Raw genomic sequence first — 23,839 nt, 5'->3', positions numbered from 1 at the left:
CAAGCCCCTCGGCCTCAGGTGGAGGGGCTTTTTTTATGGGCCGGCTTTTCTGCGGCGTCTTCCAGCACGGGCGCCTCGCTGCCGTTGGTTTCGGGGGGCCTTGTCTTGGCCAGAATGAAGTCGATGCAGGTGCGCACGGCGCGCGTCTGGTGGCGGTTGGGCAGGTACAGCAGGTACATCTGCGTGCCGAAGATGCTCAGCCGGTACTCGTCCAGTGTGGTGACAAGCTCGCCGCTGTCCAGCTTGTCCTGCACCACGTAGTCGGGCACCAGGCCCACGCCCAGCCCCGCCACGATGCCCTGGCGCAAGAACGGAAAGTGCTCTGAAATCATCGTGGGCTCCAGCAGCACCTCGTACCGCTCGGCACCCTGGTAGGCGGCCAGGCGCAGGTGCCGCCCCGTCACGCCTGCGGTGATGACCGGGCTGTTGCGCAGCTCGTGCAGGGTGCGGGGCAGCCCGTGCTGCAGGGCGTATTCGCGTGATGCGCAGGCCAGGTAGCGCACATTGCCCAGGCTTCGGGCCACCATGGACAGCGGGGGCTCGGGCACCACGCGCACGGCAATGTCCACCTCGTCACGCAGGATGTCGGCGCGGTTTTCAAACAGCACATCCAGCACGATGCCTGGGTACAGGCGCTTGAACTCGATCAGCCAGTCGCTCATCACGATCTGCCCATAGCCGCTGGGTACGCTGATGCCCACCCGCCCCTGCAGGCCGCGTCCTAGCGAGGTCACTGCCTCGCGCGCCGCCAGGATTTCGTTGTGGATGGCCCGGCCATGCTGATACAGACGCATGCCGATCTCGGTGGGCTCCACCCGCCGGGTGGAGCGCTGCACCAGTTGCACCCCCACGTCTTTTTCGAGCTTGGTGAGGTGATAGCTCACGTTGGCGCGCGTCATCTTGAGCTTGCGGGCCGCCTGGCTCAGGTTACCGCTGTCAATGATTTCAACCAGCAGGTTCAGGGCTTGGGAGTCCATGGGGGCTTCAGCGGGGGTTAAAAGGGTTCAATTGGATAAATTTATTTGACAGTATGTCAATGAATGATGGGATTGTCATAAACCATTGTCGCCATAAGAATGAGGACAAGCCCATCGGGCTGGCTCGGCGCTAGATCGAGCCCAGCCTGTCTGGAACAAGAACAAGCAAGGAGACAAGTGCATGGCCCATGACGCCACAGCGTCCGTCGTTCAATGGCGGGTGCAGGACGAGGTGCAGATCGTCACCATCGACAACCCCCCGGTCAACGCCCTGGGCGCAGCCGTTCGGCAAGGCCTGGTTGCGGCCATGGACCACGCCGCGCAGCAGCCCGGCGTCAAGGCAGTGCTGCTGGTAGGCGCCGGCAAGGCCTTCATCGCGGGCGCTGACATCCGCGAATTTGGCAAGCCACCCGTCTCTCCCATCCTGCCCGAGGTCTGCCGCGCCATCGAAAACCTGAACAAGCCCGTGGTCGCCGTGCTGCACGGTGCAGCCTTGGGCGGCGGGCTGGAGGTGGCGCTGTCGGCCCACTACCGGTTGGCCCTGCCCGCCGCCACGCTGGGCCTGCCCGAGGTGAACCTGGGCCTGCTGCCCGGCTCGGGCGGCACGCAGCGTGCCCCGCGCCTGATGGGCGTGCAGGCTGCGACCACCCTCATGCTCAGTGGTCAACCCCTCAAGGCACAGGCCGCGCTGCAAGCCGGGCTGGTGGACAAGCTGGTGGAAGGCACCGACCCGCAGGCCGCAGGCCTGGCCTATGTGCGCGAGCTGCTGGCTGCCCAGGCCCCCGTGCGCCGCACGCGCGACCTGGCCATTGCCGAGCCGCAAGCCGCGCCGGCCTGGCTGGAGGCGCAGAAGACCGAGACCGCCCAAAAGTCGCGCGGCCTGTTCTCCCCCCTCAAGATCATCGAATGCGTGCAGGCCGCGCTGCAACTGCCGTTTGACGAAGGCATGGCCCGCGAGCGTGCGCTGTTCATGGAGTGCCTGGACAGCCCGCAGCGCGCCGGTCTCATCCACGCCTTTTTTGCCGAACGCGAGGTCGTCAAGGTGCCCGAAGCACAGGCCGCACAGCCGCGCCCCGTGGCCAGCATTGCCGTCATCGGCGGCGGCACCATGGGCGCGGGCATTGCAGTGGCAGCCCTCGATGCCGGCTTGCCGGTGGCCATGATCGAGCGCGATGCCGAGTCCATTGCCCGGGGCCGCGCCAATGTCGAAAAGGTCTACAACGCCCTGGTGGCCAAGGGCCGCATGACCGATGCCGCCCAGGCCGCCGTGATGGCGCGCTACACCGGCAGCACCGACTATGCCGACATCGCCCAGGTGGACCTGGTGATCGAGGCCGTGTTTGAAGATATCGAAGTGAAGAAGGCCGTGTTCCGCGAGTTGGACCGCGTGTGCAAACCCGGCGCCGTGCTGGCCACCAATACCTCCTACCTCGACATCGACGCTATCGCCGCCGCCACCAGCCGTCCGCAGGATGTGGTGGGCCTGCACTTCTTCAGTCCCGCCAACATCATGAAGCTGCTGGAGATCGTGGTGCCCGCCAAGGTGGCGCCCGACGTGGTGGCCACGGCATTCGAGCTGGCCCGCAAGCTGAAAAAGGTGCCTGTGCGCGCGGGCGTGTGCGACGGCTTCATCGGCAACCGCATCCTGGCCGTGTACAAGCAGGCCGCTGACTACCTGCTGGAAGACGGCGCAAGCCCCTACGAGATCGACGCTGCCGTGCGCGGCTTTGGTTTTGCCATGGGCCCGTTCCAGGTGACAGACCTGGCCGGTGGCGACATTGGCTGGGCCACGCGCAAGCGCCGCGCTGCCACGCGCGACCCCAAGGCCCGGTACGTGGAGATTGCCGACCGCATCTGCGAACGCGGCTGGTTTGGTCAGAAGACCGGGCGCGGGTTCTACCTGTACCCCGACGGTGCCCGCACGGGCCAGCCCGACCCGGAAGTGCTGGCCATAGTGGATGCCGAGCGCGCCAAGAAAGGCATCACGCCCCGCAGCTTCAGCGCCGACGAGATCATGCGCCGCTACATGGCCGCCATGGTCAACGAAGGCGCCAAAGTGGTGGCCGAAGGCATTGCCCTGCGCCCGCTGGATGTGGACGTGACCTTTGTCGCGGGCTACGGCTTTCCGCGCCACCGGGGCGGCCCGATGAAGTGGGCCGACATGACGGGGCTGGACAAGGTGCTGGCCGATATCCGCGAGTTCGCCCAGGAAGGCCCGCTGTTCTGGCAGCCAGCACCGCTGCTGGAAAAGCTGGTAGCTGAGGGGCGCAATTTCGACAGCCTGAACAAGGCTGCATAGCGCAGAGTCTGCCAGACCTGCATTGCACGCGAAGCGTTTTCCATCAGTCCCACCGTATTCGAGTCATATTGGCCTCTAGCGCTTTATGAATAAGCGCAAAAAGCTATCAAATCAGGAGCAAATCATGCGTGAAGCCGTCATCGTTTCCACCGCCCGCACCCCATTGACCAAGTCGCACCGGGGCGAATTCAATGCCACACCCGGCCCGCAGCTGGCGGCCTTTTCCGTCAAGGCAGCGGTCGAGCGCTCGGGCATCGACCCCGAGCTGATCGAAGACCTGGTGATGGGCTGCGGCTACCCCGAGGGCATCACCGGCAAGAACATTGGCCGCCAGACCGCGCTGCGCGCGGGCCTGCCCCTTTCGGTGGCGGGCATGGTGGCCAGCCGGTTTTGCGCATCGGGTCTGCAGTCAGTGGTGATTGCCGCAGGCCGCATCGTGGCCGAAGGCGTGCCCGCCATGGTGGCGGGTGGGGTGGAGAGCATCTCGGCCATCCGCGCAGGCAACCCGGCAGACATCGACCCCTGGCTGCAAGAGCACAAGCCCGACCTCTACATGGCCATGATCGACACCGCCGACATCGTGGCCCACCGCTACGGCATCAGCCGCGAAGACCAGGATGCGTTCTCGCTGCTAAGCCAGCAACGCACCGCCGCCGCACAGCAGGCCGGCGTGTTCGCTGACGAGATCGTGCCCTGCACCACGCGCATGATGGAAAAGAACAAGGAAACCGGCGAGGTCACCTACCGCGAAGTGACGGCCACGCACGACAACTGCAACCGCGCCAGCACCACGCTCGAAGGCCTTGCCAAGCTGGAGCCGGTGAAAGGTCCGGGCCAGTTCATCACCGCAGGCAACGCCTCGCAGCTGTCCGACGGCTCCAGCGCCTGCGTGCTCATGGAAGCGAAAGAAGCCGAGCGCCGTGGCCTGCAGCCCCTGGGCGCGTTCCGTGGCTTTGCGGTGGCCGGTTGCGGGCCCGACGAAATGGGCATTGGCCCCGTGTTTGCCGTGCCCAAGCTGCTGGCGCGCCACGGCCTCACGGTGCAGGACATTGACCTGTGGGAGATGAACGAAGCCTTTGCCTCGCAGGCCCTGTACTGCCAGCGCTGCCTGGGCATTCCGTCCGAGCGGCTGAACGTGAACGGCGGGGCCATTGCCATTGGCCACCCCTTCGGCATGACCGGCGCACGCCTGGTGGGCCACCTGCTGCTCGAAGGCCGCCGCCGCAAGGCCAAGTACGGCGTGGTGACGATGTGCATTGCCGGTGGCATGGGCGCTGCAGGCCTGTTTGAAATCTTCTGACCCTGCGCCACACCACCGAACTCTGAACTGCAAGCGACCCGATATGGACCTGAATTTCACCCCCCAAGAGGAAGCCTTCCGCGCCGAGGTGCAGGCTTTCTTGAAAGCCAAGCTGCCCGAACGCATCGCCACCAAGGTCAAGGCCGGGCAGCGCCTGTCCAAGGCGGACCAGGATGAGTGGCACGCCATCCTGAACGAGCGCGGCTGGCTGGCCAACCACTGGCCCAAGGCCTACGGCGGCCCCGGCTGGGGTGCGGTGGAAAAGTTCATCTTTGACACCGAGTGCGCCTTGGCCGGTGGCCCGCGCATCGTGCCCTTTGGTGTGAGCATGCTGGGCCCGGTGCTCATCAAGTTTGGCAACGAGGCACAGAAAAAATACTGGCTGCCGCGCATCCTGAGCGGCGAGGACTGGTGGTGCCAGGGCTACTCCGAACCCGGCGCGGGCTCGGACCTGGCCTCCGTGAAGACCACGGCAGTACGCCAGGGTGACCACTACATCGTCAACGGCCAGAAGACCTGGACCACCCAGGGCCAGCACGCCAACATGATCTTCTGCCTGGTGCGCACCGACCGCGAAGCCAAGGCCCAGTCGGGCATCAGCTTCTTGCTGGTGGACATGCAATCGCCCGGCGTGGAGCTGCGCCCCATCCGCACGCTCGATGGCGACAAGGAAGTCAACGAAGTGTTCTTCACCGACGTGAAGGTGCCGGTAGAAAACCTGGTGGGCGAGGAGAACAAGGGCTGGACCTACGCCAAGTACCTGCTGACCTATGAGCGCACGGGCATTGCAGGCGTGGGCTTTTGCATTGCCGCACTGGCCAAGCTCAAGGTGATTGCCGCCAAGGTCATCAAAAACGGCAAGCCTCTGGACCAGGACCCGCTGTTTGCCGCCCGCATGGCCCAGGTCGAGATTGATCTGGAGAACATGAAGACCACCAACCTGCGCGTGATTGCCGCCGTGGCCGGTGGCGGTGTGCCGGGGGCCGAAAGCTCCATGCTCAAGATCCGCGGCACCGAGATCCGCCAGGAGATCCTCTCGCTCATCCGCCGTGCGATGGGCCCGTATGCGCTGCCCTTCATTGAGGAAGCCCAGTACGAAGGCTACGCCGACGAACCCGTGGGGCCGAAGGAGGCAGCGACGGCTGCTGCGAATTACTTCAACTACCGCAAGCTGTCGATCTTTGGCGGCTCCAATGAAATTCAGAAGAACATCATTTCCAAAATGATCCTTGGTTTGTGAGGCTGCCGCGATGAACTTTGAACACACCGAAGACCGCCGCATGCTGGCGGACACCTTGAACCGTTTTGTGGCCGAGCAGTACGGGATCGAGACGCGCAACCACATCGCCTACGGCGACACCGGCACGGACCCGGCGCTGTGGGCCCGCTTTGCCGAACTGGGCGTGATTGGCGCCCTGTTCCCCGAAGCCGACGGGGGCTTTGGCGGCGCGGGCTTTGACGTAGCCGTGGTGTTTGAAGCCCTGGGCGCAGGCCTGGTGGTGGAGCCGTTTGTGGCCGCGCTGGTAGTGGGCCGTGCGCTGGGCCTGGCGGGTAGCGCTGCGCAAAAGGAACACCTCGCCAGCATCATCGACGGCAGCACGGTGGCCACGCTGGCGCATGAGGAGCCCGGCGCGCACTATGCATTGAACCGTGTGACCACCCGCGCTGTGCGCCATGGCGACGGCTGGCAGCTCACCGGCCACAAGGCCGTGGTGCTGCACGGTGACCAGGCCCAGCTGCTGCTGGTCAGCGCCCGCACCTCGGGCGTGGAAGATGCTGACGACGGCATCTCGCTGTTTCTGGTGCCTGCCGATGCTGCTGGCCTGCATCGCCGTGGCATGGGCCGCGTCGATGGGGGCCGTGTGGCCGAAGTCACGCTGCAAAACGTGCAAGTGGGGGCCGGTGCGCTGCTGGGCGCCGAAGGGCAGGGCTTTGCCACCCTGGAGCATGCCGTGGGCTGGGGCATTTTGGCCGTGTGCGCCGAGGCCCTGGGCGCGATGGACGTGGCCAAGAAGCACACGCTGGAATACCTGCAAACGCGCAAGCAATTTGGCGTGCCCATTGGCAGCTTCCAGGCCCTGCAGCACCGCATGGCCGACTTGCTGCTGGAAGTGGAGCAGGCGCGCTCTGCGGTCATCAACGCGGCGGCGGCGATGGAGGGCACCGGCCGCACCGAACGCGAGCGCGCGCTCTCAGCCGCCAAGGTCACCATGGGCCGCATTGGCGCGCTGGTGGCCGAGGAAAGCATCCAGCTGCACGGGGGCATTGGCATGACGTGGGAGCTGCCCCTGTCGCACTACGCCAAGCGCCTGGTCATGGTGGATCACCAGTTTGGCGATGAAGATCACCACCTGGCACGCTTCATCGCCCTGGGGCAGCAGCGCTGAGCTGCGTGCCCCGATGCGCCTGCGCATCCGAAGTGCAGGCGCATCCATCCAAGGAGACAAAGACTGTGAACGAACAAGAAGTATCTGGCGACCTCGATCTCCCTCTGCAAGGGGTGCGCGTGCTCGACCTGTCGCGCGTGTTTGCCGGGCCTCTGTGCGCGCAGGTGCTGGCCGATTTTGGCGCCGAGGTCATCAAGGTCGAGCACCCGGGCCGGGGCGATGACACCCGCGACTGGGGCATGCGCATTGGCAAGACAGAGACCACCTACTACAACAGCATGAACCGCAACAAGCGGTCCATCACGCTCGACCTTCAAACCGCCGAAGGCCTGAAGATCGTTCACGATCTGCTGCCCCAGTTCGACGTGGTGGTTCACAACTTCAAGACCGGTGGCGCAGAGAAGCTGGGCCTGGGCTACGCGCAACTCAAGGCCATCAAGCCCGATCTGATCTACTGCGCCGTGGCGGGCTATGACAGCAGCGGCCCCGAGGCCAAGCGCCCAGGGTATGACCTGGTCATCCAGGGCGAAGCGGGGTTGATGGCCTTGAATGGAGAGGCCTCGCAGCCGCCGCTGAAGTTTGGCGTTGCAGTGGTGGACCTGATGACCGGCATGTACGCGGCGCAAGCGGTGCTGGCGGCGCTGTTCCGGCGCGAGCGCACGGGCAAAGGGCGGCTCATCGAGATGGCGCTGTACGACTGCGGCATCATGGTCACCGGCTACTACGGCCTGGACGCCATGCTGCTGGGGCGCGACCCGGAGCGCTATGGCAATGCGCACCCCTCCATCGTGCCCTACGGCATGTACGACGCAGCCGATGGCCCGCTCATCATCGCGGTGGGCAACAACGGACAGTTCGACAAGTTCTGCAGACAGGTGCTGCAGCGGCCCGACATCGTGGAAGACCTGCGCTTTGCCACCAACGTCAACCGTACCAAGCATCGTCTGGAGCTGGCACCGCTGCTCAAGGATTTGATTCGCACCCATCCCCGCGACCTGCTGATCGAGCGCATGCAGGCTGTGGGCATTCCGTGCGGCAAGGTGGCGGGCCTGCACGAGGCGCTGACCAGCGAGCGCACTCAGCGCTCCGGCCTGTTGCGCGACATGCCGCACCCTGTGGCGGGCACCACGGCGGTGTTTGCGCCGCCGTATCGCCTGGATGGGCAGCGCCTGCCGTTGCGCAACGCCCCGCCCACGCTGGGTGAGGGCACGCGTGAAGTGCTGCAACGCCTTTTGTCCATGAGCGACGAGCAGCTTCAGCAATTGCAACAGCAGGGCGTGCTGACCTTGCCTTCTGCCTGATCCCTGTCGTTTGCCTCTGGTGGTTGTCGAACCGCTCAGGTACTGATTTTCTGGCGTGTCATTCGCCTGTGTTTTTCTCTCAAGAAAGTGTGTGGTTATGAAAGTTCTGGTCCCTGTCAAGCGCGTGGTGGACTACAACGTGAAGGTCCGAGTGAAGTCGGACAACACGGGTGTGGACATCGCCAACGTGAAGATGAGCATGAACCCCTTTGACGAAATCGCCGTTGAAGAGGCAGTGCGCCTGAAAGAAAAAGGCCTGGTGACCGAAGTCATCGCAGTCTCCTGCGGCGTAGCCCAGTGCCAGGAAACCCTGCGCACGGCCATGGCGATTGGTGCAGACCGCGCCATCCTGGTCGAGACCGATGTCGAACTGCAACCCCTGGCCGTGGCCAAGCTGCTCAAGGCCCTGGTGGACAAAGAGCAACCTGCGCTCATCATCCTGGGCAAACAAGCCATCGACGACGACGCCAACCAGACCGGCCAGATGCTGGCGGCCCTGGCCGACTTGCCCCAGGCCACCAACGCCAGCAAGGTGGAATTGGCCGCTGACAAGGTCAATGTGACCCGCGAAATCGACGGCGGCCTGGAAACCCTGGCCCTGACGCTGCCCGCCGTCATCACCACCGACCTGCGCCTGAACGAACCCCGCTACGTCACCTTGCCCAACATCATGAAGGCCAAGAAAAAGCAGTTGGACACCGTCAAGCCCGAAGACCTCGGCGTGGACGTGGCCCCTCGCCTCAAGACCCTGAAGGTGACCGAGCCCGCCAAGCGCGGCGCGGGTGTGAAGGTGGCCGACGTGGCGGCCCTCGTTGAAAAACTCAAGAACGAAGCGAAGGTGATCTAAATGTCGGTACTCGTTATTGCTGAACACGACAACGCCAGCATCAAAGGCGCCACCCTGAACACCGTCACGGCCGCTGTGGCCTGCGGTGGCGACGTGCACGTGCTGGTGGCTGGCCACAACGCCGGCGCTGCCGCCCAAGCAGCAGCCCAGATCGCTGGTGTGAGCAAGGTGATCCACGCCGACGCAGCAAGCCTGGCCCACGGCCTGGCCGAGAACGTGGCAGCCCAGGTACTGGCCATCGCCAGCAACTACAGCCACATCCTGTTCCCTGCCACCGCAGGTGGCAAAAACGTGGCCCCCCGCGTGGCCGCCAAGCTCGACGTGGCGCAGATCAGCGACATCACCAAGGTGGTGAGCCAAGACACCTTCGAGCGCCCCATCTACGCAGGCAACGCCATTGCCACCGTGCAAAGCGCCGACAGCGTCAAAGTCATCACCGTGCGCACCACCGGCTTTGATGCCGCAGCTGCCACGGGTGGCAGCGCCGCGGTCGAAACCGCCGCTGCGACCGCCGATGCAGGCAAGAGCAGCTACGTGGGCAGCGAAATCGCCAAGAACGACCGCCCTGAACTCACCGCCGCCAAGATCATCGTCTCCGGTGGCCGTGCGCTGGGCAGTGCAGAGAAGTTCAACGAAGTCATCACCCCGCTGGCCGACAAGCTGGGCGCCGCCATCGGCGCCAGCCGCGCTGCGGTGGATGCAGGCTACGCCCCGAACGACCTGCAAGTGGGCCAGACCGGCAAGATCGTGGCACCGCAGCTGTACATCGCGGCCGGCATCTCGGGTGCCATCCAGCACTTGGCGGGCATGAAGGACTCCAAGGTGATCGTGGCGATCAACAAGGACCCTGAGGCGCCGATCTTCAGCGTGGCCGACTATGGGCTGGAGGCCGATCTGTTCACGGCTGTGCCTGAATTGGTCAAGGCGCTCTGAGTCCAGTGGCTGTCATATCCGTTCATAACTACAGGAGACAAACATGACCCACTTCTCAAGCCGCCGCAGCCTGCTATCGATGGGGCTGACAATGCTGGCCGGTGCCTGCATGGGCAGTGCACAGGCGCAGGAGTTCCCCACCAAGCCCATCACCCTGATCGTGCCTTTCCCGGCAGGTGGCCCAACCGACCGCCACATGCGCACCCTGGCCGATCTGGCGGGCAAGCAGCTAGGGCAGTCCATCATCGTGGAGAACAAGCCGGGTGCTGGCGGCACCCTGGGCCCCGGTGTCATGGCCCGCACCGCCAAGCCCGATGGCTACACCATCACGCAGTTCCCCATGTCCATGCTGCGCATGGCGCACATGCAAAAAACGGCCTGGAATCCGCTGACCGATTTCACCTACATCATCGGTCTGTCGGGCTACACCTTCGGCTTCACCGTGCGCTCGGATTCGCCCTACAAGACGTTCCACGAGTACATCGCCGCAGCGCGTAAGAGTCCCGGTAAGGTCGAATACGGTTCAACAGGCATCGGTTCGTCCCCCCATCTGCTGGTGGAAGAGCTGGCCATCAACGCCAAGGTCACGCTCAACCATGTGCCGTTCAAAGGGAATGCGGATTTGCAGCAGGCCCTGCTCGGCGGCCATGTGACGGCATCCAGCGATGCCTCGGGCTGGGACACCTATGTGGAGGCAGGTCAAATGCGCTTGCTGCTGACCTTTGGCGAAAAGCGCTCTGCCCGCTGGCCTGACGTGCCCACGGCCAAGGAGCTGGGCTATGGAGTGGTCTCCACTTCGCCCTACGGCCTGGTGGGTCCCAAGGGCATGGACCCTGCCATCGCGGCCAAGCTGCACAACGCCTTCAAGAAGGCCATGGACGATCCTCGCCATGCAGAGGTGCTCAAGCAGCTCAACCAAGAGTCCTGGTACCGCTCGGGGGCGGACTATGCCCAGTGGGCCAAGGACACCTTTGCCAAGGACAAGGTGTTGATTGATCGCCTGGGCCTGGCCGCGCAGTGACATCGACTGTGACAGTGCGGATGCCCTGGCGTCGTTGAGCATGGCTCGGAAGCCCCTGGGCATTGGCAAAGGCTCGTAAACAAACTCTTCACTCTTACCCCCAGGAGACTCCCATGCCATTGAATACCCGCCGTGCTTTCATCCGCTGCGGCACAGGCCTTGCCGCTGGCGCCGTGCTATCCCCGGCGTCCTGGGCGCAAAGTGCCTGGCCCAGCAAGCCCATACGCATCGTCGTGCCCTACACGGCCGGTGGCTTTACCGACCAGATGGCGCGCCTGCTGCAGGTGGGCTTGCAGCAGCGCCTGGGGCAGCCTGTGGTGGTGGACAACAAGCCAGGGGCCAACAGCATCATCGGGGTGGACGCCGTGGCCAAGGCAGCCCCTGACGGGCATACCTTTGCGGTGGTCATTGCGGCCTACGCGGCCAACACCACGCTCTACCCCAAGCTGCCCTACGACCCTCGCAAAGATCTGGTAGGGGTATCGCTCATGGGCGTATCGCCACTGGTGGCTGCGGTGGCTGCCAACGCGCCTTTCAAGACCACGGCGGAGCTGGTGGCTTACGCGCGGGCCAATCCGGGCAAGCTGAGCTTCGCCTCTTCGGGCAATGGATCGGCCGCACACCTGACGTCCGAGCTGATGCGGCTGGTCACCAAGACCGATATGGTGCACGTGCCGTACAAAGGTGCCGCACCGGCACTGACCGATCTGCTGGGCGGGCAGATTCCCCTGTTTCTGGACCCTCCACCCAATCTGATCCAGCCGGCCAAGGCGGGCAGGATTCGCCTCATTGGCGTCGCCAGCGACAAACGTTTGCCTGCCTTGCCCGACGTCCCGACCTTTGCAGAGCAGGGCTATCCCGATCTGGTGGGCAGTACCTGGGCCGCCATGCTCGCTCCTGCCGGGGTGCCCCGTGAGATCGTGCAGCGCATGTCTGAAGAGGTGGCCCGCATCATTCGCAGCCCCGCCGTCACCCAGCGCCTGGAGTCCGACATGGGCACCTTTGCCGAGGGCTCCAGTCCGCAGGAATGCGATGCATTCATCCAGGCAGAAACTGCCAAATGGGCCCGGGTCATTCAGGCTGCCGGGGTCAAGCTCGACTGAGGTGACTTCTGGCTCGCAGGGTGGGCACTGTGAAAAGATCGTTAACCGGATCGAAGTCCGGGGTCGGTGGCTGTGGTGAGATTCTTACGCGGGCATGGGCGTGTGAAATCCCTCTTACAAATTGACAAACTGTGTCGATACACTGAGGGGGCATCGGCCTTGCGCCGGTGTGACTCCAGTTCGTTTCAGAGCGTTTTCCACCCCTTCGATTGAGGGACTTCTCATGTCCATTTCCCATCTGCGCGTTGCTGTTCGCCTGGCGCTGGCCTTCGGTATTGTTTGCCTGGTCACATCCTTGTCTGCGGCGGTGGGCATCTGGCGATTGTCTGGTTTGCAGCAAATTGCCGATGAACTGGGCGGCCCAGCCTCAGAGCGCGCCGTGCTCGCGCGTGAGCTGCATTCCATTGTGGTGCTCAGCTCGGTGCGCGCCGAGACTCTGCTGGAGATCGACAACCCCGCCTACGCTGCCCGCATCGATGCCGACCGCAAGGCGACATCGGCCCGCTCGGCGGAAGTGCGCAAGCGCCTGGATGTGCTGGCCGACGATGCCAAATCGCAGGCGCTGTTCGATGCGATCGACAAGGCGGGCAACACCTTCCGTTCGGTGCGTGACGATCTGGTCAAGCGCCGCAAAGCGGGTGAGGCGCTGGCCGCCGATGCCGTGGGCAAACAGCTGCGCCCTGCGGCGGATGCCTATGCCGATGCCGTCGACAAACTCGCAGCGTTCCAACAGCAACTGGTGGCTGAGGACCGCGAAGCCGCGGCCCGCAGTGCCAGCCAGGGCATCTTCTTGCTGGCCGCAGGCTCGGCGTTGGGGCTTGCGCTCAGCCTGCTGTGCGCCTGGGTGCTGTCGCGCTCCATCCTGCACCCCCTGGCCCATGCGGCCAACGTCACAGACCGCATTGCCGAGGGCGACTTGACCTCCGCCGTACCCGCATCTGCCGCAGGCAGCCGTGATGAGTTGCAAGCCTTGCTGGCGCGCCTGGGCGGCATGCAGTCGCGCCTGGGTGAGTTGGTCGTGGGCATGCGCCAGGCCAGCACCTCGGTGGCGGGCGCCAGCAGTGAAATTGCCGCAGGCAACAGCGACTTGTCGGCCCGCACCGAGCAGACTGCCTCCAACCTCGAAGAAATTGCCGCCAGCATGGAAGAGCTGCTGGCCACCGTGCGCCACAGCGCCGATGCCGCCGCGCAGGCCAGCCAGCTGGCTGGTGGCGCCAGCGACGTGGCCCGGCGCGGGCGCGAGGCGGTGGACCGCGTGGTGGGCACCATGGACGGTATCTCCCAGTCCTCGCGCCGCATTGCCGACATCACCAGCGTGATCGATGGCATCGCCTTCCAGACCAACATCCTGGCGCTGAACGCCGCTGTGGAAGCCGCCCGCGCAGGCGAGCAAGGCCGGGGCTTTGCCGTGGTGGCCAGCGAGGTCCGCAGCCTGGCCCAGCGCTCGGCCACGGCCGCCAAAGAGATTGGGGGGCTGATCAGCGAGAGCGTGCGCCAGGTGGATGAAGGCACGCAGCTGGTGCACGCCGCAGGCGGCACTATGGGCGAGATCGTGAACTCGGTGCAGCAGGTCGCCACCATCATTGGCGAGATCAGCACCGCCACGCGCGAGCAGACCACGGGCCTGAGCCAGGTGGGCGAGGCTGTGTCGCAGCTCGATCAGATGACGCAGCAAAACGCCGCGCTGGTGGAAGAGTCCTCCGCCGCCGCGCACGGCCTGCGGGTGCAGGCCCAGCAACTGGCCGAGTTGGTCGAGGCCTTCCGCTTGCCCGCAGCGCAAGGCCAATACAAGGCGCTGCGCTGAGGCGTTTGGGTCAGGGCACTGGGAGCGTGGGCGCTCAGCCCTGCACGCCCAACAGGCTGCGTGCCACGGCCTCACCCACTTTGATGCCGTCCACCCCCGCCGACAAAATGCCGCCCGCGTAGCTGGCGCCTTCGCCCGCCGGGTACAGGCCGGGGGTGTTCAGGCTTTGCAGGTTGTCGCCGCGCCCGATCTTCAGGGGCGATGAGGTGCGCGTTTCCACGCCCGTCAGCACCGCATCGTGCATGTCAAAGCCCTTGATCTTGCGGCCGAACGCGGGCAGGGCCTCGCGCAGCGCCTCGATGGCGTAGCCGGGCAGGGCGGCGTGCAGGTCGCCCAGGGCCACGCCGGGCTTGTACGAGGGCTCCACATCGCCGAGTTGCTTGGACGGCGTGCCCCGTATGAAGTCGCCCACCAGTTGCCCAGGCGCGCTGTAGTCGCGCCCGCCCAGCACAAAGGCGTTGGATTCAAGCTGGCGCTGCAGCACGCTGCCCGCCAGGGGGTGAAACTGCCCGGCAGGCAGTGCCTCCACGCCATAGGTTTGGCCCAGCTGGGCCTCAAACGCAGCGGGGTCGCTGGGGTAGTCGCTTGGATCAATGCCCACCACCATGCCCGCGTTGGCGTTGCGTTCGTTGCGCGAATACTGGCTCATGCCGTTGGTCACCACGCGGTTCGGTTCGCTGGTGGCGGCCACCACGGTGCCTCCGGGGCACATGCAAAAGCTGTAGACCGCGCGGCCGTTGGCAGCGTGGTGCACCAGCTTGTAGTCGGCCGCGCCCAGCAGCGGGTGGCCCGCGTGGCGGCCCCAGCGCGCGCGGTCGATCACGCCCTGCGGGTGCTCGATGCGAAAGCCGATGGAAAAGGGCTTGGCCTCCATGGCCACGCCGCGCTGGTACAGCATGGCAAAGGTGTCGCGCGAGCTGTGGCCCAGCGCCATCACCACGTGGTCGGCCCGCAGCTCGGTGGTCTCGCCCGTGGCCTGGTTCAGCACCTTCAGGCCGCGCAGGTGGCGGGCTTCACCGGTGCCTTCAATGATCACGTCCGTCACGCGCTGCTCAAAGCGGATCTCGCCGCCCAGCGCAATGATCTGCTCGCGCAGGTTCTCCACCACCTTCACCAGCTTGAAGGTGCCGATGTGCGGGTGGGCGACGTACAGGATTTCTTCGGGCGCACCGGCCTTGACGAACTCGTTCATCACCTTGCGGCCCAGGTGGCGCGGGTCCTTGATCTGGCTGTAGAGCTTGCCGTCGCTGAAGGTGCCTGCGCCGCCTTCGCCAAACTGCACGTTGCTTTCGGCATGCAGCTCGCGCTTGCGCCACAGGCCCCAGGTGTCTTTGGTGCGCTCGCGCACGGTCTTGCCGCGCTCCAGCACGATGGGCTTGAAGCCCATCTGCGCCAGCACCAGCGCCGCAAAAATGCCGCAGGGCCCAAAGCCCACCACCACGGGGCGCAAGGGCAGGTCGGCAGGCGCCTGGCCCACGGGGTGCCAGGCCATGTCGGGTGTGGGCTGGATGTGCGGGTTGCCAGCAAACTGGGCCAGCAGCGCGGCCTCGCGCTCGGGCTGGGCCAGTGTCACGTCCACGATGTAGACCGCCAGCAGGTCGGCCTTGCGGGCGTCAAAGCTGCGCTTGAAGATGTGGATGTGGGCAATGTCGTCCGGTGCCAGGCCCAGCAGGGGCGGGACGGCGGCGCGCAGCGGCGCCTCGGGGGCTTCGGCCACGGTGAAGGGCAGCCGGATTTCGGAGAGTCGGATCATGGTCTTGCGGGCCCGTGTCGATCGGGCGGCTTGCAAAGTCGTGGGGCCGTGATTTTACCGGCGCGCACCGCGCAGAGCCTGTCCAAAGCAAAGAGGCCCGCCATGTGGCGGGCCCGGTGGCAGCGCAGTGGCTGCCTGTTGCGCTATCTATTTAATAGCTGCTTGCGCTTATTTATAAAGCGCTAGAGGCCAATTTTGCTCGTATTCCTGTCTCAGGCGGGCAAGAAGCCTTCGACCGACAGATAGCGCTCGCCCGTGTCGTAGTTGAAACCCAGCACCTTGGCACCAGCAGGCAAATCGGGCAGTTTTTGGGCGATGGCCGCCAGGGTGGCGCCCGACGAAATGCCCACCAGCATGCCTTCTTCGCGCGCGCAGCGGCGGGCGTATTCGCGGGCCGGTTCGGCATCGACCTGGATCACGCCGTCGAGCAGGCTGGTGTCCAGGTTCTTGGGGATGAACCCCGCGCCAATGCCCTGGATGGGGTGGGGCGCCGGTGCGCCGCCCGAGATCACGGGCGAGGCCGTGGGCTCGACCGCAAACACCTTGAGTTGTGGGAATTTGGCCTTGAGCACACGGGCCGTGCCCGAGAGGTGGCCGCCCGTGCCCACCCCGGTGATGATGGCGTCCAGCCCATCGGGAAAGTCCGCCAGGATTTCCTGCGCCGTGGTGCGCACGTGGATGTCGATGTTGGCGGGGTTTTCAAACTGCTGCGGAATCCACGCGCCCGGCGTCTGCGCCTGCAGCTCTTGTGCGCGGGCAATCGCGCCCTTCATGCCCTTCTCGCGCGGGGTCAGGTCAAACTGCGCGCCATAGGCCAGCATCAGGCGACGGCGCTCAATGCTCATGCTGTCGGGCATCACCAAAATCAGGCGGTAGCCCTTCACGGCCGCCACCAGCGCCAGGCCAATGCCTGTGTTGCCGCTGGTGGGCTCGATGATGGTGCCGCCGGGCTGCAGCGCGCCCGATTTTTCTGCGTCTTCCACCATGGCCAGCGCAATGCGGTCTTTGATGGAGCCGCCGGGGTTGCTGCGCTCGGACTTCACCCACACGTTGGCGCCCGGGCCAAACAGGCGGTTGATGCGCACGTGGGGCGTGTTGCCGATGGTTTGCAGAATGTTGTCAACTTTCATGGCGTCTCCTGTGAGGTGTCGGATTGGGTTGGAGGGATGTGACGCGCATTCTGAACCACTTGTTGTGCTGTCTGGGTGATATGGATATGCCGCACTGCGGCATCAGCATCGGCTACGGATTACGCGGGTGCAATCTCGACATGCATGGCCCGCTCTGCGGGGGTGATCTGCACGCGCACCGGCAGCCCCAGCGCAATCGTCTGCGCATTGGTAGCCGTGTGCTGTGTCACCTCGCTGCAGGTGTAGCTGGCCGCCTGGCCACTGCGCCACACAGCCAAAGCCAGCGGCAGCATCCACTGGTCGGCCAGGTGCAGCCCCAGAGCGCCCGCGCTGCGCTGGTAGGCGCGCACCTCGTCCACCAGCCGCTTGGCCACCTGCTCGGCCGACAGGCTGCGCTCGCCCAGCTGGCAAAACACCTCGGTGATGTGCGCATGCTCCAGCGTGGCGATGAGCGCATTGCCGGGCCCCTCGTTCTGCCGTGTGGGCGGCTGGCGCAGTTGGCCTGACTCCTGTGTCCAGCCCATGCGCTGGCCCAGGGTCTGCAGCTCGCGCACCGCCACCCCGCGCGAGATGCCGGGCGTCAGTGCCTCGCCCCAGGCGCTTTGCAGCGGGCCGCGTGTCAGCACATCCACGGGCACCAGCGGCTGCTGGGTGGATGCCGTGGGCGTGATGCGCGCCACCAGCTCGCCGCCGCCCGCAGGAAAGAAGCCACGGCGCTTGAGCTCCAGCTCCAGCCCCACGCCCAGGCGCCGCACCAACGGCGCAAAGGCGCGCTCCAAAAAATCAAACGGCGGTGCCATCGGGTTGTGCGTGCCGCCCATCAGTTCGACCTTGCTGGGGGCATCGGCCAGCATCAGCGCGGGCAGTACCGTCTGCAGCACCAGTAGGCAACTGCCTGCAGTGGCGATCTGAAAACGGTAGTCGCCCGCACGCACCACGCCGGGTGTGAACACCAGCGTTTGCGAGTTCAGCTCAGCACCCTCGGCCTGCCCGCCGCACACGGCCACCGCCGCTTGCACGCAGGCCAGGTGCTGGCGCATCAGCCCCGGCTTGGGCCGCCCGGCGCGGATGCGCGTGATGTGCAGCGGCCGGCCCGTGACCATGGAAAGGGCCAGGCCTGTGCGCAGGATTTGCCCGCCGCCCTCGCCGGTGGCGCCGTCGAGGGTGAGGGGGGTGACAGCGAGTTCTGTCATAGCGATGCCTCCGCCGCACCCTTGGGGCGCTTGCTGAACCGCAGCACGGTGTCATGCAACAGCGTATCCAGCGCGGCATGCCCAGGCACGGGCAGCGGCTGCACTGGCTCTGCCGCATTGCGCGCCAGTTCGGCCTCGATGAACGCATGGATGCCGGGCCAGCGCGGGCTGGTGGCGGTTTCGCCTGCGCGCATCTTCACCTCCAGCAGGGCGTTGATCTCGGCGACCAGTGCTGCATCCTGCACGGGGTGCAGCGTGTGCTGGGCCAGTTCGGCAAAGCGCATGGGTGGCACGCCGGGCTGCGTGCGTATCCACCGCGCGGCCAGCAGGGGGCGCAACACGTACAGGTACTTCTTGTAGCGCACCTCGTCGGCCTGCAGGTGCTCTCGAAAGTTCTTCTTGGCCATCGATGCGTAGTGGTGCCAGCCCTTGGCGTTGGAGAACACTTGCGCCGCCAGGGCGCGGAACTGCGCCATGGTGTCTGCTTCTTCGCGGTAGACGATGGGTGAGCCCAGCCATTCGAGCAGCGTGGGGTTGGACTCGCGCAGCAGGCCCAGGGCCTTGCGCAGGTCCCAGCCGTTCACATCCAGGTCGCCGCTGATTGGCAGCTCGATCACGTCACGCCCGGGCGTGACGGTCAGGTACCAAGGCAGACGGTTCACGTAGATAAAGCGCACGTCGTAGTCGCTGTCCGGCGAAGCAAAGCCCCAGCCCCGGCTGCCGGATTCGCAGGCGAAGAGCACCGTCACATCATGCCGGGCCTCGATGTCGCGCAAGGCGTCCAGCACCTGCGTGCGCATGTGGGGCTCCACCGGGTGGGCGGAGCGCAGCATTTCTTTTTGTTCTGTTTTATGCATAAAAATAGGCTGTAGCGCTTGATGGATAAGCGTGAGCAGCTATCAAAAATGTAGTTATCTGAATTGAAGGTGGAGCGCTCTGCGTTGCTAGTGCAGCACTGGCTACCTCAGTCGCATTACCTCGATCTACACGTTTTGCGGTGTGGAGTTAAGACTGCAGAGCGAGCGATCAAGCGCCCTTAGGTCCCGCTCCAATTGCGATCGAGAATGGTCCGCCTCATCGCTTCGCCACCACGGAAAGAACTGACTCTCGCTTAGTGCTTTGACTGTTTTTGATGCGGCTTGAGCTACGCTTACGACGTGCTGCTTGAGGATCAAAAGACGACCTGTCTGGAAGTGGATGAGGCTATTGCGCAACTGGTTCAACTCGTGCAGCCGATCTTCCATATCCCCGCATAGGGATGAAGTGACGCAGCCATCCCGCTTCGTGAGTGCAGTTGCTTTGACGTCTGCATAAAGTTTCATGAAGTAGTTCAAGCGCACATCGGGATAGCCTTGAAATGGCGTTGATTCAGTTTGCTGTATCTCATGTGCTTTTTGCCATTCCTCCCTATCTTCCTTGCGCAAAGCGGCTAATCCATTGCCCTGATGTAAGTAGCAGGTCATAGCGGCTTGTGCTGCGGAGTGCGCTGCCACGACAAGCCATTTGGGCGAACAAGTTCCTGTCTCTAGGCAATGTGCTTGTTCTGCCGCGTGGGCGGTAGAGTCGATTAAGTCGTCCAACCTGCTTAGTTCGTAGTGACTCATCTCTTTACCCCTTGACACAAACCACCTGCTTGAGCGTGTACACCACCTCCACCAGATCCTCCTGCGCCGCCATCACCGCGTCGATGTCCTTGTAAGCCATCGGAATCTCGTCGATCACATCCGCATCCTTTCGGCATTCCACGCCCTCGGTTGCCTTGATCTGGTCTTCCACGGTGAACAGCTTCTTCGCCTTGGTGCGGCTCATGGTGCGCCCTGCGCCGTGGCTGCAGCTGTTGAAGCTCTCGGGGTTGCCTTTTCCGCGCACGATGAAGCTCTTGGCCCCCATGCTCCCCGGGATGATCCCCAGTTTGCCTTGCTCGGCACTCACCGCGCCCTTGCGGGTCACGAACACGTCTTGCCCGAAGTGCGTTTCGCGTTGCACGTAGTTGTGGTGGCAGTTCACCGCCTCAATGTGCGTCTCGAACGGCTTGGTGATGACTTTTCGCAGCGCGGCAATCACGCGGCCCATCATCACCTCGCGGTTGGCGGCGGCGAACTTCTGCGCCCACCCCACGGCCTTCACGTAATCACCGAAGTACTGCGCGCCTTCCTCGAAGTACGCGAGGTCTTTATCGGGCAGGTTGCGCTGGTTCATCTCCGCGTCCTTCTTGGCCAGTTCGATGAAGTGGGTGCCGATGGCGTTCCCCACCCCGCGCGATCCAGAGTGCAGCATCACCCACACAGACTGGTGTTCGTCCAGGCAGATCTCGATGAAGTGGTTACCCGTTCCCAGCGTTCCCAGGTGCTTGTAGTTGTTGGTGTTCTTGATGCGCGGGTGCGCTTCGCAAATTTCCTCGAACTCATCCACCAGACCCGCCCAGGCGCGGTCGGTTTCGGAGGGCGGCGTATCCCAGCTTCCCTTATCGCGGCCAAAGCGCTTGGGCGTCATCCCCACCGGCACGGCACGCTCGATGGCAGCGCGCACGCCGGAGAGGTTGTCGGGCAGGTCGCTGGCCGTCAGCGTGGTCTTGCACGCCATCATTCCGCACCCCAGGTCTACCCCCACCGCAGCAGGGATGATGGCCTTGAGGGTGGGCACCACCGAGCCGATGGTCGCGCCGATTCCCAGGTGCACGTCGGGCATCACCGCCACGTGCTTGAACACGATGGGCAGGCGCGCGATGTTGCGCAGCTGGTTCTTCGCGTCTTCCTCCACAGGCACGCCGTTCGTCCACATCTTCACGGGCACACCGTTCGGGATTTCGAGTTGTTCGTAGTTATTGGTCATGGTTCTTTTCTCGTTGTTTCTTTGTTGTGTTGTTTATTTTTAGGGCGACGGGCGTTATGCGGTCATCGCGTCAAAAACTGCGCTGATCCGCTCCGGGAGTGGGTAGCGCTGATGGTCCACGGCCCCCGCTGGCAGCCAGGAACTGGTGGGGCCTGCATCCACCAGGCGCATGAGCTTTTCCGCCCAACGTGCCTTGGTGGCGGGCCTGTTCAGCCATTCCTCCATGGTGCGTTTGTATTCGGCCTGGTCGGCGGCAAACGCATTGCCCATCTGGTTGGCATTCCACACATAGTCCCAATAGCACGCGTCCACAAAGTTCAGGGTCGATGCGTCGCTGCCGCTATCGATCCAGTGCTGTAGCAATGGCTCCAGCGGCACGCGGGCATAGGCCCACATGAGCAAGATGGTGAAGGCGTTATCCCCCTGGAAAAGCGAATCGCTGGCTGCGGGCCATTGCTCCAACCCCTGTACAAAGTACGCCAGCGCAAAGCCCTGCAGCGCAGCCTGTTCTGTTGCTGAAAAGGAGCCGGGCTCGCAGCGGCCCAACCGGTCCAAGTACAGCTCGGTGGAGTGGTGCAACCGGGCGCCTTCGGCCAGCAGTTCCAGCAGCCGTGGGGCCAGGTATTTGATTTCATCCGCAGGCTGCACCTGGCTCTTGGCCGAATCGTTGTATTGGTAGAAGTGCTTCTCGGTCAGTTGGGGCAGCGGCAGGTGCCGCATCTCGCGCTCCAGCTCGGCATTCATGCAGCAGGCGGTGCAAACGTCCAGCAGTCCATGCGGTGCCTGGTAGTTCGCAAAGGCCTTGTAGGCCGCCTGCGTGGCGGCCTCCAGCGCATTGCTTGAATCGCTCACAAGTGCTGCATGGGTTTCGGTTTTCTTCTTTTTCATGACAGTTCTCTTTCTGGTGGACGCGACGGGATTCGAACCCGCATCAATACAGCGACCAGGGTGTTTGAGTCCGTTGGCCCAGTGAACGGTTGGAAACGCGCGCCAGTGGCAGACCCGTCATCGGAGCCAGCACCTGCATCCTCAACCTTGCCCGTTCACCGACTCTCCCGCTGTACTCGGTGTTACCCGAGCTGCCGGCAATAACAACATTTTTGGCAGTGGCGCTCCCTTCTATGCCAGCGCGCCCCTATTCTTTTCACTCCTGGCTCAACGCATCTTCACCAGGCCGTTCAGCACCTGGTCCAGGCCGCCGAACACCGAGATTTTGTCGATGCGCTCAGCCACCCGTTCCAGTGTCTCCAGCTCCTTCATGCGCAGGGCGACGGGGTTGTCCTCCATCACCTTGGCGGTGTTGAGCAGCGAGCGCGTGGCGGCGGTTTCCTCGCGGCGGCGGATCACGTTGGCCTCGGCCTGCTTCTGGGCCTGCACCACCTGGGTCAGGATGGTCTTCATCTCGCCTGGCAGCACGATGTCCTTCACGCCCACGCTTTCCAGCTGCATGCCGTAGGGCAGCAGCTTGGCGGCCATGTGTGCGGTCACCACTTCGTCGATCACCGTCTTGTTCTCCAGCAGCTCGTCAAGCGTGCGGGTGCCCACGGCGGCGCGCAGCGCAAATTGCAGTTCGCGGTACAGGTGGTCGGCAGGCTTTTGCAACTGGGAAAAGGCGCGCAGCACATCGGTGTAGCGGTAGGTGGCGCACAGGTTCAGGCGCAGGCCCACCTTGTCACGGGTCATGATGTCCTGGCCCGAGACCTCCACGGCTTGCAGGCGCAAATCCACCAGTTCCACCGCCACGGTGCGGCCGTACTTCCAGAAGGCGTAGGTGCCCGCCGTCAACAGGCGCTCGACCTTGCCGTCCACCGTCAATAGTGCGCACTGGCTCTCGGGCACCTGCACCTGCAGCACACCGGCCAAGCCGGTCACGCTGCGCTGGCGCAGCTGGGTTTGCGTCAATCGCGCCACCAGTGCGGCGGGCAGTTCTGCGCCTGCTTGCAGGTCCACCACTTGCACGCTCACATCCACCAAACCTTTCCAATAAAGGCGGCGGGTGCCAGGCGGCAAGATCTCGACCAGCACGCCGTTTTCGCTGCGCAGGCCCACTTCGGTTTCCGACAGGCTCACCTGCACAAACTCGGCGGCCACTACGGCGGGTTCTTGCGCCATCAGGTAGTCGGCCAGGCCGTGGGTGAAGGCGGGTTGTTCGAGGGCGAAGGTCTCCACGCGCAACTGGTCCATGCCCGCAAACAGCCAGTGGGTGCCGCTGCGCAGCACGCGGTCAAAACTGCCGTTGCGCAGCAGCAGGGCGCGTTCGTTTTTCTTCACTGTGGCGCGTTGGATCTTCAGCATTTTTATTTCCTCTCTATCGTTCTTCGTTGTCGTCACTCGTCACATATCGGGTTGCCGTTACAGCAGCAGCGGGGCCCCAGGGGGCGCAGCCTGGGCCGTGCAGTGCGCCGTGGTTGCCAACCCAGCCCCAAGTGGGGAGGGCGGCAGCGCGGCTGGCTGCGGGCGCGGGCTGTGCCGGGTGCTGGCACAAACCGCCACCGGCTGACGGGGTGAAACCCTGGCGGTTGCGGCGCAACCTGGGGCCTCTCCCCGCGTTCGGCGGGTGGTCTTTCGACCGGTACAAAGTTCCGGCCTTGCGGCCGGAGTAATGGGCAGGAGTCGAACCTGCTACAGACCTCTTGCGAGGTTGCTCTACCAATGAGCTACCAGTGGTGGCACGCCTGGAGTCGAACCAGACACGTCCTTTCGGAGTGGTCACCACGACCGTGTCGTTACCCAGCGTTTGCGATGTGCGGCATGCAGAACATCAATAGAACCCGAAGGCTCCGGATGCCCGGCACCGGCGGGGCGAACGTTAGTCCTAACCCCGGCCTGTCAGCGGTCACCGTTTGCGCTGGATGCTCTATCTATTGCCAGATGCATGCCAGGTGGCTGGTATAGGTGTAAAAACCTTTTAACCTATTGATTTGATTGAATAAAGTTTTTTCTCTGTTGGGGTCGCCCA

The 23,839-nt window shown here is 64.3% G+C and carries 19 protein-coding genes and 1 tRNA gene; 10 read left to right on the top strand and 10 right to left on the bottom strand.

Features of this window, described 5'->3' with window-relative positions; all coding sequences use genetic code 11:
* Positions 1 to 14 precede the first annotated feature (14 nt).
* On the bottom strand, positions 15 to 977 hold the full coding sequence (locus tag EAG14_RS18390; protein WP_121729738.1) for a LysR family transcriptional regulator: 963 nt from the start codon (positions 975 to 977) through the stop codon (positions 15 to 17).
* A 181-nt stretch (positions 978 to 1,158) separates the two neighbouring features.
* Here EAG14_RS18390 and EAG14_RS18385 point away from each other — a divergent pair, with 181 nt between their 5' ends.
* The 10 genes from EAG14_RS18385 to EAG14_RS18340 all read left to right on the top strand — a co-directional run bounded on the left by EAG14_RS18385 (position 1,159) and on the right by EAG14_RS18340 (position 13,972).
* Entirely contained in the window at positions 1,159 to 3,276 is a 2,118-nt protein-coding gene (locus tag EAG14_RS18385; protein WP_121729737.1) for a 3-hydroxyacyl-CoA dehydrogenase NAD-binding domain-containing protein, read from the top strand.
* A gap of 124 nt (positions 3,277 to 3,400) precedes the next feature.
* Complete coding sequence (locus EAG14_RS18380; RefSeq protein ID WP_121730548.1) at positions 3,401 to 4,576, top strand: acetyl-CoA C-acyltransferase; 1,176 nt, start codon at positions 3,401 to 3,403, stop codon at positions 4,574 to 4,576.
* A 43-nt stretch (positions 4,577 to 4,619) separates the two neighbouring features.
* Positions 4,620 to 5,816, top strand: coding sequence for an acyl-CoA dehydrogenase family protein (locus tag EAG14_RS18375; RefSeq protein WP_121729736.1), 1,197 nt, complete (start codon positions 4,620 to 4,622; stop codon positions 5,814 to 5,816).
* Positions 5,817 to 5,826: 10 nt separating this feature from the next.
* A complete protein-coding gene (locus EAG14_RS18370) occupies positions 5,827 to 6,963 on the top strand; it encodes an acyl-CoA dehydrogenase family protein (RefSeq protein ID WP_121729735.1) in 1,137 nt (378 codons plus the stop codon).
* A 65-nt stretch (positions 6,964 to 7,028) separates the two neighbouring features.
* Positions 7,029 to 8,264: a CaiB/BaiF CoA-transferase family protein gene (locus EAG14_RS18365; RefSeq protein ID WP_121729734.1), complete on the top strand. Its 1,236-nt coding sequence runs from the start codon at positions 7,029 to 7,031 to the stop codon at positions 8,262 to 8,264.
* 97 nt (positions 8,265 to 8,361) lie between these two features.
* Positions 8,362 to 9,111 (top strand): electron transfer flavoprotein subunit beta/FixA family protein, encoded by a 750-nt coding sequence (locus EAG14_RS18360; protein ID WP_121729049.1) that lies wholly within the window; start codon positions 8,362 to 8,364, stop codon positions 9,109 to 9,111.
* Positions 9,112 to 10,044, top strand: a complete 933-nt coding sequence (locus EAG14_RS18355; protein ID WP_121729048.1) for an electron transfer flavoprotein subunit alpha/FixB family protein — start codon at positions 9,112 to 9,114, stop codon at positions 10,042 to 10,044.
* Between the two features lie 79 nt (positions 10,045 to 10,123).
* Positions 10,124 to 11,065, top strand: coding sequence for a tripartite tricarboxylate transporter substrate binding protein (locus EAG14_RS18350; protein ID WP_240457075.1), 942 nt, complete (start codon positions 10,124 to 10,126; stop codon positions 11,063 to 11,065).
* A 113-nt stretch (positions 11,066 to 11,178) separates the two neighbouring features.
* Entirely contained in the window at positions 11,179 to 12,168 is a 990-nt protein-coding gene (locus EAG14_RS18345) for a tripartite tricarboxylate transporter substrate binding protein (protein ID WP_121729732.1), read from the top strand.
* A 223-nt stretch (positions 12,169 to 12,391) separates the two neighbouring features.
* Positions 12,392 to 13,972 carry a methyl-accepting chemotaxis protein gene (locus EAG14_RS18340; RefSeq protein ID WP_121729731.1) on the top strand — a complete coding sequence of 527 codons (1,581 nt, stop codon included), beginning with the start codon at positions 12,392 to 12,394 and terminating at the stop codon, positions 13,970 to 13,972.
* Positions 13,973 to 14,006: 34 nt separating this feature from the next.
* Here the strand turns inward: EAG14_RS18340 and EAG14_RS18335 are convergent, their stop codons facing one another.
* The 9 genes from EAG14_RS18335 to EAG14_RS18300 form a co-directional block, all read right to left on the bottom strand.
* A complete protein-coding gene (locus EAG14_RS18335; protein WP_121729730.1) occupies positions 14,007 to 15,725 on the bottom strand; it encodes an NAD(P)/FAD-dependent oxidoreductase in 1,719 nt (572 codons plus the stop codon).
* Between the two features lie 212 nt (positions 15,726 to 15,937).
* Positions 15,938 to 16,855, bottom strand: a complete 918-nt coding sequence (gene cysK, locus EAG14_RS18330; protein WP_099743051.1) for a cysteine synthase A — start codon at positions 16,853 to 16,855, stop codon at positions 15,938 to 15,940.
* A gap of 119 nt (positions 16,856 to 16,974) precedes the next feature.
* The gene (gene rtcA / locus EAG14_RS18325; RefSeq protein ID WP_121729729.1) at positions 16,975 to 18,048 is read right to left on the bottom strand and encodes an RNA 3'-terminal phosphate cyclase; all 1,074 of its coding nucleotides are present in this window, start codon (positions 18,046 to 18,048) and stop codon (positions 16,975 to 16,977) included.
* Positions 18,045 to 18,905: a nucleotidyltransferase domain-containing protein gene (locus EAG14_RS18320; protein WP_121729728.1), complete on the bottom strand. Its 861-nt coding sequence runs from the start codon at positions 18,903 to 18,905 to the stop codon at positions 18,045 to 18,047. The genes rtcA and EAG14_RS18320 overlap by 4 nt, the downstream gene beginning before the upstream one ends.
* A gap of 126 nt (positions 18,906 to 19,031) precedes the next feature.
* Positions 19,032 to 19,652 (bottom strand): hypothetical protein, encoded by a 621-nt coding sequence (locus EAG14_RS22940; protein ID WP_162996036.1) that lies wholly within the window; start codon positions 19,650 to 19,652, stop codon positions 19,032 to 19,034.
* Positions 19,653 to 19,656: 4 nt separating this feature from the next.
* Positions 19,657 to 20,880 (bottom strand): RtcB family protein, encoded by a 1,224-nt coding sequence (locus EAG14_RS18315; RefSeq protein WP_121729727.1) that lies wholly within the window; start codon positions 20,878 to 20,880, stop codon positions 19,657 to 19,659.
* Positions 20,881 to 20,934: 54 nt separating this feature from the next.
* Positions 20,935 to 21,768 carry a hypothetical protein gene (locus EAG14_RS18310; protein ID WP_121729726.1) on the bottom strand — a complete coding sequence of 278 codons (834 nt, stop codon included), beginning with the start codon at positions 21,766 to 21,768 and terminating at the stop codon, positions 20,935 to 20,937.
* Positions 21,769 to 22,035: 267 nt separating this feature from the next.
* Positions 22,036 to 23,175, bottom strand: a complete 1,140-nt coding sequence (locus EAG14_RS18305; RefSeq protein WP_121729725.1) for a slipin family protein — start codon at positions 23,173 to 23,175, stop codon at positions 22,036 to 22,038.
* Between the two features lie 303 nt (positions 23,176 to 23,478).
* Positions 23,479 to 23,542: transfer RNA gene (locus EAG14_RS18300), tRNA-OTHER, on the bottom strand.
* Positions 23,543 to 23,839: the final 297 nt, after the last annotated feature.

This window comes from Acidovorax sp. 1608163, from assembly GCF_003669015.1.
Classification (GTDB): Bacteria; Pseudomonadota; Gammaproteobacteria; order Burkholderiales; family Burkholderiaceae_C; genus Acidovorax.
This window is presented reverse-complemented; position numbering and strand designations above follow the sequence as displayed.